Genomic DNA, 12,165 nt, shown 5'->3' on the forward strand with positions numbered 1-12,165 from the left:
CCGGACGGCTCAACCGCCGCCCGAACAGGGTCGGTAGGCTGCGACGGTGCTGAGAGTGGGCCTGAGAGTGGGACTGACCGGCGGGATCGGTGCGGGGAAGAGTGCGGTGTCGTCGCGACTGGCCGCGCGGGGCGCCGTCGTGATCGACTCCGACGTACTCGCGCGGGAGGTGGTCGCGCGGGGGACCGACGGTCTCGCCGAGGTGGTCGCGGCGTTCGGCCCCGGCGTACTGACCGCCGACGGTGAGCTGGACCGGCCGGCGCTCGGGAAGATCGTGTTCGGCGACGAGACCGCCCGGAAGAAGCTGGAGGCGATCATCCACCCCCGGGTCCGGGCGCGGGCGGCCGAGATCGAGGCCGGCGCGGCGGCGGACGCGATCGTGGTGCACGACATCCCGCTGCTGGTCGAGACCGGTCAGGCGGACAAGTTCGACCTGGTACTGGTGGTCGACGTACCGGTCGACGTCCAGGTCGAGCGGCTGACGACACAGCGCGGAATGCCTGACGAGGAAGCGAAACGGCGGATCGCGAGCCAGGCGTCCCGGGACGAGCGGCTCGCGGTAGCGGATGTTGTGGTCGGCAACGCGGGCAGCCTGGCCGACCTGGATCGCCGAGTGGACGAGGTGTGGGCCACACTCAAAGACCGCCAAGGCCACGGTCCGGACACGAAAAGGTGACCCTTGCGCGGGAAATGATGCATCCGGGACCGCCTGTACGAGAATCTGTCCCGGTTCGGCCCGCCTGTACAGGGCCGGACACGGTCGGCGCACCCCCGCGCCGGTCCGGACGTCCGACGTTGGGAGGATGGCGTGGTTTGCCCGCGCTGCAGCTCTGACGTCCCCGAGGTGTCGCACTTTTGCCATCACTGTGGCAACGACATGCGCACCGGGGACTCCGAGCGGAAGAACGCGTACGCCGCCAGGCCGGACGAGGCCGTGGCCTCGTTCAAGCTGGTCTCGACCATCATGCCGCAGGGGTCCGGCAAGCAGCCGTACACCTACAAGGTCGCGCTCGGCATCGCCCTGCTGCTGACCGTGGTGACGGCCGCGCTCGGCGCGCTGCCGGTGGCGATCATGATCGCCGCCTTCGCGATCCCGATCGTCTACATCATCTACTTGTACGACGTGAACCTCTGGGAGGACGAGCCGATCCCGGTGGTCGCCGCGGCCTTCGTGCTGACCGGCGTGCTCGCGGCGGTCTTCACCTGGATCTGGTCGGACAAGATCGGGCTGTCGATCGCCACGATCGGCGAGGACCGCTCCGGACCGTCGCTGCGGGACCTGCTGATCGTGCTGCTGCTGGTGCCGGTCGTGTCGGAGCTGATCCGGCAGATCGGCCCGCTCTACCTCGCCTCGCGGCCCCGGTACGACGACCTCATGGACGGCTTCACGTTCGGTGTGGTGGCCGGTGTCGGCTACGCGTGCTTCGAGACGCTGGTGCTGCACTGGGGCTGGATCAGCGGCGGCTTCGCCGGTCCGGGCAGCAGTGCCGGGACCTGGATCTCGATCGTCGTGCTGCACGGCTTCATCAAGCCGCTGGTGTACGGCTCGGCGACCGGTCTCGCGGGTGCGGAGTTCTCCGGCCTCGGCGAGAAGTACGACGGTTTCACGCCGCGCTGGGTCGGCGCCCTGCTGCAGGCGATGGTGGTGAACGCGCTGTTCCAGGGGGGGATCTACCTGCTCGGCTTCGTCGGCGGCCGCGGCTCGACGATCGGCGCGATCCTCGGTGTCGTCTGGGGTCTGTTGCTGCTCGGCGCGCTGATCATCCGGGTCCGGACCGTGCTCCACAAGGGCCTCCTGGAGGCTGCGCTGGAGTCGGCGGCCCGGGGCGGTTCCAACCACGCGTCCGGCGATCTGGCGTTCTGCTCGCGTTGTGAGATGCCGCTGCTGCCGCACTCCGACTTCTGCTCGGCCTGCGGTAACTCGGTGCGATCCGTACCGAAGTCCGCCCGCGGAGTGACAGCGGCCACGGGTGCCAGTGGGTACGAAGCGACGACTGGGGAGACGCAGGCATGAGCAACCAGCAGCCGCCGTACGGCGGTCAGGGCCAGGGCGGTCAAGGCGGACAGCCGCCGTACGGCGGTCAGCCGGGTCAGCAGCCGGGCCATGGCCAGCAGCCGGGCCAGCCGGGCCAGCAGCCCGGTTACGGCCAGCAGCCGGGTCAGCAGCCTGGTTACGGGCAGCAGCCGCAGCAGCCTGGGTACGGCCAGCAGGCGCCGTACCCACAGCAGCAACCGCAGCAGGGCTACCCGGGTCAGCAGCAGGGGTACCCCGGCCAGCAGCAGGGCTTCCCCGGGCAGCAGCCTCAGTACGGCGGCCAGCAGTGGAACCAGCCGCCGCGTAGTGGCGGTGGTGGCAGCAGCAAGACCCTGCTGATCGCCGGCGGTGCGTTCGCGGTCGTGGCGATCATCGGTGTCGTCCTCGCCCTGGTCTTCAGGGGTGGCGACGACGAGCAGGCCGACCCGACCCCGACGCCGACGTCTGCGCCGACCTCGCAGCCGACCGAGGAACCCACGGCTGAGCCCACCGACTCGCCGACCACGGAGCCGACCGAAGAGCCCACGGGAGAGCCCACCACCTCGCCGACCAACGAGCCGACCACGGAGCCGAACGGCGGCGACGAGGGCATCGAGGTCGCCGAGGGCGTCTACGTGAAGCCGCAGACGGGGTACATCCGCAAGAGCGTCGACGGGTTCAAGGGCGTCGTTCTGGTCAAGCAGGGCGAGGGCGTCTTCATGGTCCAGGCCGCGAAGGTGTCCGGTACCAGCGCGGCGGCACTGCTGCCGCAGGTCCTCAAGACCGACACCAAGAGCCTGTCCTCGGTCAAGACCGGCCAGGTCAAGACGACGACCCCAGGGCCGGACGACAAGACCCCGGTCAAGGTCCTGCTCACCCAGTCGTACTCCGGCATGCAGAGCAGCCAGAGCGGCAGCCTCGCGGTCGTCGGGTTCGTCGCCGTGGTGGAGCGGGAGGACGGCGTGTTCACCGTCGCCAGGGCGTACGGACGCAAGGACAAGCTCTCGACGCTCGATCCGGACACCACGGCCATGCTGAAGTCGGTGCTGCAGAGTCAGTGAGCGGAAAGCGCGACAAGGGGACCGGCGGCAATCCTTGGGTCAACAAGACCGGACCGGACCCGGACGAGACCGACGAGCGGGAGGAACAGCTCCCGCCGTCGCCGTGGAACCTCGAGGTGACGCCACCGTCCCCCTGGGGTGACAGCGGCACGCCCGGGCCGGGTCCTGGACCTGGCCCGGGCGCCGGCCCGTCGACGCAGACGTCGTCGGCGTGGGGCGACAAGGTCGGTCCGCCGTCGCTGCGGCGCCCGCCGCCGGAGAAGAAGCGGTTCTCGGTCCCGCCGTTGCTGATCCCGATCGGCGCCGGCCTGCTCGTGGTCGCGCTGGTCGCGGTCGTGCTCGTGGCGCTGTCCGGCGGTGACAAGAAGGCCGAGCAGGGCCAGTCGCCGAGTCCGCCGGCCAGTACGCCGACCGCGCCGGTCTCGTCGTACCAGCCGCCGCCGAACGCGCTCGCTGTCGGGTTCGGCGTCACCCTCGTCCCGGCCCAGGGGTGGGCCACGGTCACCTGGGAGAAGAGCGGCAAGCAGGTCGCTGTCTACCCGCCGGGTGTGACACCGGCCCCGAACGCCGAGGCGAGGACGTTCTTCTGGGTCCGGCAGAAGCAGAACGTGACCGCGAACGCCTACCTGCTCGGGATCGTCGAGGGCGAGATCGAGAACGAGGTCGCGCAGCTCGGCAACGTACGGAACCTGCCGTGCCCGAAGGACGTCTTGGTGGAGTGCGTCGCGATCGACTACACCTCGACGGCGAAGGTGAACGGCGAGGACGTCAAGGTCAAGGGCTTCGTCGAGGCGTACCGGCGCAAGGACAACGTGGTCACCGCGCTGGACTTCCGGACCCGGGTCGACTTCGCCCCGAAGGCCGAGGCGGACGCCGCGACCATGAAGAAGTCCGTGATCGACAGTCTGTGACGGATCCCCAGAACACCTGCGAGGAACAGTTATGAGTCAGCAGTACGGTCCACCGCCGGGCCCGCCGCCGGCACCCGCTCCCGGCGGCTGGGGCACCGGGCAGCAGGGCCAGCAGGGCCAGCAGGGTCAGCAAGGACCGCAGGGACCGCCCGCGCAGCAGGGCGGCTTCGGCGGTGGTGGCGCCGGCGGCTGGGGCCCGGGGCCGGGACGGCTGAGCCGTCCGCCGAAGCCGAACCGGACGCCGTGGATCATCATGGCCGGCGCGGTCGTCGCGGTGCTGCTGGTCGCGGTCGGCGTCGTGCTGCTGGTGAACGGCAAGGACGAGGACACGCCGACCGCCACGGAGCAGACACCGGGCATCGGCCGCACGATGTACACGCCGTCGCCGACACCAACCCCGAACGACTCCAAGGGGCCGAACGACGTCGGCGTCGAGGTCGGCTGGGGTATCTGGTTCACGCCGTCCAAGGGCTGGCTGCCGGACTGGGACAAGTCCCGGAGCGGGAAGAACTACATCCTGCAGCAGTTCAACGCCCGCGGGCTGATCGACGGGTACTACTGGGTCCGTCAGACCGAGCTGTACGACGCGAAGGGCTTCGCCGAGCACCTGGTCGACGTCGAGTCGAACGGCATGGAGGGCGTCCGGATCGGCAAGGGCACCACCTGCAAGCCGGCGAACCCGAACATCAAGGCCTGCTACGCGGTGTCCTACACCGGCGCCTGGGTCGCGAAGAACGGCAAGAAGGTCGCGATGCAGGGCTTCGTCACCGCCTACCAGGACCAGTTCGACCGCACTACGGCGACCGACGCGGCCCTCGAGACCCGCGTCTACGCGCGCCGCGTGAACGAGCTGATCTACATGAACAACAGCGTCGTGAAAAGCTTCTGACCTGCGGTTTTAGAAACTGTCGGCGGGCGGCCGTACGGTGGAGGGCATGAGACAGGTCTCGGATCTCCAGCGTATGGTCGCCCCGCTGAAGGTGACATCGGACTTCGAGCCGGCGGGTGACCAGCCGGCCGCGATCGCGGACCTGGAACGGCGCATCAACGCCGGCGAGCAGGACGTCGTACTGCTGGGCGCGACCGGTACGGGTAAGACCGCGACCGTCGCCTGGCTGGCCGAGCGGGTGCAGCGCCCGATGCTGATCCTGCAGCCGAACAAGACGCTCGCCGCCCAGTTCGCGAACGAGCTGCGGCAGTTCTTCCCGCACAACGCCGTCGAGTACTTCGTGTCGTACTACGACTACTACCAGCCCGAGGCGTACGTCCCGCAGACGGACACCTATATCGAGAAGGACTCCTCGATCAACGAGGAGGTCGAGCGGCTGCGGCACTCGGCGACCTGGTCGCTGCTCACCCGCCGCGACGTGATCGTGGTCGCGACCGTCTCCTGCATCTACGGCCTGGGCTCTGCCGACGAGTACCTGAACCGCATGATCCACGTGAAGGTCGGCACCGAGATGGACCGCGACGGGCTGCTCCGGAAGCTCGTCGGCGTGCAGTACGCGCGCAACGACCTGGCCGGGACCCGCGGCACCTTCCGGGTTCGCGGCGACACGCTCGAGGTCTTCCCGGTGTACCAGGAGCTCGCCGTCCGGGTGGAGTTCTTCGGCGACGAGATCGAGCGTGTGATGACGCTGCACCCGCTGACCGGCGAGGTGCTCAGCGAGGAGGACGAGGTCTACATCGGCGCGGCCACGCACTACGTGACCGCTCCGGAGCGGATGGAGCGTGCGATCACGTCGATCGAGGCCGAGCTGGAGGAGCGGCTGGCCGAGCTCGAGCGCGGCGGGCAGTTGCTGGAGGCGCAGCGGCTGCGGATGCGGACGACGTACGACATCGAGATGATGCGGCAGATCGGGACCTGCTCCGGGATCGAGAACTACTCCCGGCACACCGACGGCCGCGAGGCCGGTACGGCGCCGCACTGCCTGCTGGACTACTTCCCCGAGGACTTCGTGCTGGTCATCGACGAGTCGCACGTGACCGTCCCGCAGATCGGCGGGATGTACGAGGGGGACATGTCCCGGAAGCGGACCCTGGTCGAGCACGGGTTCCGGCTGCCCTCGGCGATGGACAACCGGCCGCTGCGCTGGGAGGAGTTCCTGGAGCGGATCGGCCAGACGGTGTACCTGTCCGCGACCCCGGGGCAGTACGAGCAGGACAAGTCCGACGGGTACGTCGAGCAGCTCATCCGGCCGACCGGTCTGGTCGACCCCGAGGTGATCGTGAAGCCGACCAAGGGCCAGATCGACGACCTGATCCACGAGATCCGGCTCCGGGTCGAGCGCGACGAGCGGGTCCTGGTCACGACGCTCACCAAGAAGATGTCCGAGGACCTGACCGACTACCTGCTCGAGATGGGGATCCGGACCAGGTACCTGCACAGCGAGGTCGACACGCTCCGCCGGGTCGAGCTGCTCCGCGAGCTCCGGATGGGGGAGTACGACGTTCTCGTCGGCATCAACCTGCTCCGTGAGGGCCTGGACCTGCCCGAGGTGTCGCTGGTCGCGATTCTGGACGCCGACAAGGAAGGCTTCCTGCGGTCGGGCCGGTCGCTGATCCAGACCATCGGCCGCGCCGCGCGGAACGTGTCCGGCCAGGTGTTCATGTACGCCGACAAGATCACCCCGTCGATGGAGCAGGCGATCGACGAGACCAACCGCCGCCGCGCGAAACAGATCGCCTACAACGAGGCGAACGGGGTCGACCCGCAGCCGCTGCGGAAGAAGATCGCCGACATCACCGACATGCTGGCCCGCGAGGACGCCGACACCGCCGAGCTGCTCGGCTCCGGCCGCACCCAGTCGCGCGGCAAGGCACCGGTCCCGGGCGGGGGCAAGGGCCGTGCTGGTGACAAGGCCGGCGAGAAGGCCAAGGAACTGGCCGGCGGCCTCCCGTCGTCCGACCTGGCCGACCTGATCCAGCAGCTCACCGACCAGATGCACAACGCCGCCGCCGAGCTCCAGTTCGAGGTCGCCGCCCGCTACCGCGACGAGATCTCCGAACTGAAGAAGGAACTCCGCCAGATGACCAACGCGGGCGCGAAGTAGCCTCAGCTCCGGCGTACGACGGTCTCGTGGGGCGACTCGTCCACGGTCAGGGTGAAGATGTCCGGCCGGGCGTAATGACCGACCGAGTCGAAGTCGAAGTACCCGCGATCGAGCTCGGCGAGGTCGAGCTCCGCGAGCAGGACGCCCTCGCCGGCGCGCAACGGTCCGGCGAGGATCTCGCCCAGCGGGGAGACGATCGTGCTGCCGCCATTGATCAGCACCGTGTCGCCTTGGGCCAGGTATTGGTTCGCGCTGATCACGAAGCAGCGGCCTTCGAGCGCGATGTGCCGCATCGTCGCCTGCCACTGCTCCCGGTCGTCGACGGTCGGCGCGCACCAGATCTGCACGCCCTTGGCGTACATGGACTGCCGGAACAGCGGCATGTAGTTCTCCCAGCAGATCGCGGCGCCCAGCACCCCGAGGTCCGTCCGGACCGCGGGCATCGTCGAGCCGTCGCCCTGGCCCCACAGGTACCGTTCGGCCGCGGTCGGCATCAGTTTGCGGTGGTGGGCGACCAGCCCGTCGCGCGGGTCGACGAACACCGCGGTGCAGTACAGCGTCCCGCCGTCCCGTTCGATCACGCCGGCGACGAGGTGGACGTCGAGCTCCGCCGCGAGCTCGGCCAGCCGCGTGATCTCCGGCCCGTCCAGCTCGACGGCGGCCTCCCGGTACCGGCGGAACAGCTCGCGGCCTTCCGGTGACCGCGATCCTACGGTGATCCCGAAGTCGTACCCCTTCGGATAGCCACCGAGCAACGCCTCCGGCAGCACCACCAGCCGCGCCCCACCCGCCGCGGCCTCCCGAATCCACCGCTCCGCCTTCACGACGGTCGCGGCCGTGTCGAACAGCTCAGCCCCAACCTGCACAGCAGCCACCACAACAGAACCCATGCCGAGCAGCGTAGTTCTGTCCCGGACGACGAGGTGCTGGAGCTGATCGACGCGTCGTACGACACCGTGGTGGCCAAGCTGCCGAGGCGGCAACGACCCACGACCGGTGACTGATCGGCCGTGAATGGGTCACGGGCTGCAACTATTCCCTGACGGGGCTGTGACGATTTCGACAGGCGGACACGGCGTCCTGGATTTGGAGACTTGGACATCCAGCCGTCAGAATGGTCCTTGAGAAGGGGAGTATTCCTTTTGCGGCGGCATCGTCATCACGGTCAGGGCTCGTCCCGAACCCGGTGCCCTCGGCGTCACACCGATCATGACGATCACCCGGTGTGACGCGGAAGAGACCTTCGGAGTCGATTTTTCGTCTGAGCTCCGGAGGATTCTGTGCACGTAGCTGACTATGTCTGGTACATCACCGTCGGCATCCTGCTGGCGCTGCTGGCCTTCGACGTCTTCGTCATCGGCCGCCGCCCGCACGAGCCGAGCACCCGCGAATCGGCCACCGCGATCGCGTTCTACGTCGGACTCGCGGTCGTCTTCGGCCTCGGGGTCTGGTGGTTCTCCGGCGGGCAGTACGCCGGGGAGTTCTTCGCCGGCTGGCTCACCGAGTACAGCCTGAGCGTCGACAACCTGTTCATCTTCTTGATCATCATGTCCAGGTTCGGCGTCCCGAGGAAGTACCAGCAGACCGCCCTGCTGGTCGGCATCATCCTGGCGCTGGTGTTCCGCGGCATCTTCATCGCCGTCGGCGCGGCCGCGATCAACCAGTTCTCGTGGATCTTCTACATCTTCGGCGCGTTCCTGGTCTACACCGCGATCCACCTCGCCAAGCAGGGCGAGAACGACGACGAGGACTTCAAGGAGAACGCGGTCATCCGGTTCGCGAAGCGCCGGCTGCGGGCCACCGACGAGTACAACGGCGTGAAGCTGACCGTGAAGAAGAACGGCAGCCGGTTCGTCACCCCGATGGCGATCGTGATCATCGCGCTCGGCACCACCGACCTGCTGTTCGCGCTCGACTCGATCCCGGCGATCTACGGCCTGACGCAGGAGCCGTTCCTGGTCTTCACCGCGAACGTGTTCGCGCTGATGGGTCTGCGGCAGCTGTACTTCCTGCTCGGTGACCTGCTCCGCCGCCTGGTGTACCTGTCTCTCGGCCTGTCGGTGGTGCTCGCGTTCATCGGCGTGAAGCTGGTGCTGCACGCGATGCACGTGAACGAGCTGCCGTTCATCAACGGCGGTCACCACATCGAGTGGGCGCCCGAGATCCCGATCTGGTTCTCGCTCGGCTTCATCATCGTGACGCTCGGCATCACGACGATCCTCAGCCTGCGCAAGTCCCGCACGATGCCGCCGGACACCCCGGCCGACGAGCTCGAGGCCCCCGAGCCGGAGCTGCACCGCAAAGAGTCCTGAACAAGTGGATCGCCCCGGACCGCGCAGTCGCGGTCCGGGGCGATTCTTGTGCGTTCAGAAGCGGGCGGCGGTGAGCAGGGTTGCTCGGCGGTCGGTGGTGAGGGGCTCGTTTTCCAGGCGTTTGCCGGTTTCGGAGGCGTGCAGCATGCCGGCGGGGGAGACGAAGCCGACGTGGTGCACCGGTTTGCCGGGGCGTGCGAAGAAGTACAGGTCACCGGGCCGGGCGTCGTCGATCGGGATATTCGGCAGTGTGTCCGCCTGATCGTGGGCGTCCCGCGGTGTCCGCAGCCCGAGCACCCGGCTCACGGTGTGGATCAGCCCGGAGCAGTCCAGCCCGTACGCCGACGTACCGCCCCACAGGTACTCCAGCCCGAGGAACTGCTCGCCGAGACGCAGCCGCTCCTCGGCATCGGACGGCTCGGACACGGACCGCAGTACGGCGTCCGCCAGCCAGCCCGACCCGCCGTCGGGCGTCGCCACCCGCGTATACCCGTCAGCGTGCTCGTCAGAGGCCAGCAGCGTCCCGAACGACAGCTCCAACACCGCCCTGCCACCAGGCTCGGCCAGCAACGAGGCCGTCGGTACGGCGATGGCGACCGGATCAGACGCGCTCTGCGGCAACTCGCCCAAGTGACTCGACGGAACCCAACCGGGGTACCCGAGCTCGTCCTGAGACGACGGTTGCCACGGTGCGAGAACCTCGGACCAGCCGTCCCGCTCCGAGCGCACCAGAACGGGCTCGGCGAACAGCAGCTGGGTGAGGGTCCGGCCGTGCAGGCCGAGCCGGGTCTCGGTGTCCATCGACTTGGCCCACGCGGCCACGTCGGGTTGGGCGGCGGTGGCCGGCGCGTCGATGTCGCGCGGCGCGTCCGGGGAAGTCCAGACCGTACTGATCGGGACCTTGGCGGCGGCTAACTTCATACCGTCAAGCCTGTCACGCCCAGTCCCGGAGCAGAAGGCAGGTGGATCAGCGAGCCGTCGTACCGGATCCCGCCGGTCACGGGCGCCTCGCGGAGCCACCAGGCGGCGTCGAGGTCGTTGACCGCCGTCGTCGGGTACGCCGAGACCAGCGCGGCGGCCGCGCCGACGCCGACGTGGCTCTCCATCATGCAGCCGACGATTGCGCCGAGCCCGTGCTCGCGGGCGAGTTCGAGAAGTGTCCGCGCCGTGGCCAGCCCGGCGCATTTCGCGAGCTTCACGTTCACCAGGTCGGCCGCGCCGTGCCGGATCACCGCCACCAGGTCGCGGACGCCGTACACGGACTCGTCGGCGAGGATCGGCGTGTTGACCCGGTCCGTCACCCAGGCCATCCCCTCGAGGTCGGCCGCCGCGACAGGCTGCTCCACAAGCTCGATGTCGCAGTCCTCGATCGCCCGGATCACCGTGACGGCGTCGCGCCGCGTCCAGCCCTGGTTGGCGTCCAGGCGCAGTCGCGGCCCGGGTCCGATCGCGTCCCGGACCCGGCGGACGCGCTCGATGTCGCCGGCCGCGTCGGTGCCGACCTTGATCTTGAGTACGTCGAACCCGTCCGCGACGCGTGCCTTCCCGGCGTCGGCCAGCGCGTCCGCATCACCGACCGACAGCGTCACATCCGTCCGCACCACGTCCGTCGTCGATCCCAGGAACCCGTGCAGCGTCTGCCCGCGCCGCCGCGCCGCGAGGTCGTGCAGCGCCACGTCGACCGCGTCCTTCGCCCCGAAGTTGCCGACCACCGCACTCTGCACGCGCCGCAGCGCCTCGGTGAGGTCGTCCGGGCCCAGGCCGTCGAGCGCTGTGGCGATAGGCCCTTCGATACAGGCCTGCGAGCCGGCTAGGGAGTCGCCGGTCACCTTCCACACCTGCGGCGCCTCGCCCCAGCCGCTGTGCTCGCCGTCGCTGATCTCGACCAGGAGCGACTCGACGTGGGTCGCAGTACGCAGCGCGGTGACGAACGGGGTGTGCAGCGGTGCCGAGACACGATGGGTGGTGAGCTTCACCGCACTGCCTCCAGGTTGTGCCGGTGGTTCCAGGCCTCGAGCGCGATCGACGCGATCAGATGCTGCGCGTCGGGATCCGGCAGGTCTGACGTCGTACACACGACGAGCACGAACGGGTCGGCGTCCTTCGGGCGAACGATGCCGCCGTCGTGCCGGATCCGGGTGTCCCAGCCGTTCTTGTGCTCGACGCGCGTCCGTTTCGGCAGCAGGGCGGGGATCTCGCCGTTCCACTGGTTGCCGGCCAGCAGTTCGCGCAGGTACTCGCCGGACTCGCCCTGCTGGTTGCCGACCGCAACGAGCACACCGGCCATCCCGGCCGGGCTCATCAGGTTGCTGATCCCGGCGCGTGCGGCGGGGACGTCGTCGATGCCGCGCTGGATCTTGGACTCGGGGGCCGGCGAGCTGGGCAGCGTCGCCGCGGCCAGCGCGGCGTGGGCCGCCGGGATCCCGACCTGTTCGAGCACGAGGTCGGTCGCCAGATTGCTGGAGCGGGCGATCATCTCGGTGGCCAGCCAGTTGAGCGGCACCTTCTTGCCCAGCTGCTTCCAGGTCTTCGGCGCCTCGTCCTCCTCGGGGTTCACACCGAACCGGCCGCCGGCCGCGGACGCGAAGTCGTTGTGCACGGCCACCTGCTGGAAGATCGACAGCTCACCCGCGTCGATCTTGCGCATCATCGCCATCGCCACCGGCAGCTTCATCGTGCTCGCGGAGTAGTGCGCCCGCTCCGCCTCGTGCACGAACACCGGCGTACCGTCCAAGCGGCCCAGCCAGACCCCGAACTCCCCGGCCCCGTCGACCTGCCGCAGCAGCTCCGCGATTCCCATGCCGCTCACCCAAT

The 12,165-nt window shown here is 69.0% G+C and carries 11 protein-coding genes; 7 read left to right on the forward strand and 4 right to left on the reverse strand.

The window, feature by feature from the left end:
• Positions 1-49 precede the first annotated feature (49 nt).
• The 6 genes from coaE (at position 50) to uvrB (ending at position 7,039) form a co-directional block, all read left to right on the forward strand.
• A complete protein-coding gene (gene coaE, locus E0H50_RS27130) occupies positions 50-676 on the forward strand; it encodes a dephospho-CoA kinase (protein ID WP_238151261.1) in 627 nt (208 codons plus the stop codon).
• Positions 677-877: 201 nt separating this feature from the next.
• On the forward strand, positions 878-2,014 hold the full coding sequence (locus E0H50_RS27135) for a PrsW family glutamic-type intramembrane protease (RefSeq protein ID WP_238151240.1): 1,137 nt from the start codon (positions 878-880) through the stop codon (positions 2,012-2,014).
• Positions 2,011-3,075 carry a hypothetical protein gene (locus E0H50_RS44260; protein WP_131293345.1) on the forward strand — a complete coding sequence of 355 codons (1,065 nt, stop codon included), beginning with the start codon at positions 2,011-2,013 and terminating at the stop codon, positions 3,073-3,075. Before E0H50_RS27135 ends, E0H50_RS44260 begins: the two co-directional genes overlap by 4 nt.
• Positions 3,072-3,986, forward strand: a complete 915-nt coding sequence (locus E0H50_RS27145) for a hypothetical protein (protein ID WP_131293346.1) — start codon at positions 3,072-3,074, stop codon at positions 3,984-3,986. The genes E0H50_RS44260 and E0H50_RS27145 overlap by 4 nt, the downstream gene beginning before the upstream one ends.
• 31 nt (positions 3,987-4,017) lie before the next feature.
• Positions 4,018-4,875, forward strand: a complete 858-nt coding sequence (locus E0H50_RS27150) for a hypothetical protein (protein ID WP_131293347.1) — start codon at positions 4,018-4,020, stop codon at positions 4,873-4,875.
• Positions 4,876-4,921: 46 nt separating this feature from the next.
• Positions 4,922-7,039, forward strand: coding sequence for an excinuclease ABC subunit UvrB (uvrB, locus tag E0H50_RS27155; RefSeq protein ID WP_131293348.1), 2,118 nt, complete (start codon positions 4,922-4,924; stop codon positions 7,037-7,039).
• Positions 7,040-7,041: 2 nt separating this feature from the next.
• On the opposite strand, the gene E0H50_RS27160 is transcribed toward uvrB, so the two are convergent.
• Positions 7,042-7,929, reverse strand: coding sequence for a nitrilase-related carbon-nitrogen hydrolase (locus tag E0H50_RS27160; RefSeq protein ID WP_131293349.1), 888 nt, complete (start codon positions 7,927-7,929; stop codon positions 7,042-7,044).
• 390 nt (positions 7,930-8,319) lie between these two features.
• On the opposite strand from E0H50_RS27160, the gene E0H50_RS27165 reads away from it, so the two are divergent.
• A complete protein-coding gene (locus E0H50_RS27165; RefSeq protein WP_131293350.1) occupies positions 8,320-9,351 on the forward strand; it encodes a TerC family protein in 1,032 nt (343 codons plus the stop codon).
• A 54-nt stretch (positions 9,352-9,405) separates the two neighbouring features.
• Here E0H50_RS27165 and E0H50_RS27170 read toward each other — a convergent pair whose 3' ends face one another.
• Genes E0H50_RS27170 through E0H50_RS27180 form a run of 3 tightly spaced genes read right to left on the reverse strand, consistent with a single transcriptional unit; the run spans position 9,406 to position 12,151 of the window.
• Positions 9,406-10,272, reverse strand: a complete 867-nt coding sequence (locus E0H50_RS27170; RefSeq protein ID WP_131293351.1) for a C40 family peptidase — start codon at positions 10,270-10,272, stop codon at positions 9,406-9,408.
• Positions 10,269-11,327 (reverse strand): mandelate racemase/muconate lactonizing enzyme family protein, encoded by a 1,059-nt coding sequence (locus tag E0H50_RS27175; RefSeq protein ID WP_131293352.1) that lies wholly within the window; start codon positions 11,325-11,327, stop codon positions 10,269-10,271. The genes E0H50_RS27170 and E0H50_RS27175 overlap by 4 nt, the downstream gene beginning before the upstream one ends.
• A complete protein-coding gene (locus tag E0H50_RS27180) occupies positions 11,324-12,151 on the reverse strand; it encodes a serine hydrolase (protein WP_131293353.1) in 828 nt (275 codons plus the stop codon). The genes E0H50_RS27175 and E0H50_RS27180 overlap by 4 nt, the downstream gene beginning before the upstream one ends.
• Between the last annotated feature and the right edge of the window lie 14 nt (positions 12,152-12,165).

The sequence above is a fragment of the Kribbella sindirgiensis genome (genome assembly GCF_004331435.1).
Lineage (GTDB): Bacteria > Actinomycetota > Actinomycetes > Propionibacteriales > Kribbellaceae > Kribbella > Kribbella sindirgiensis.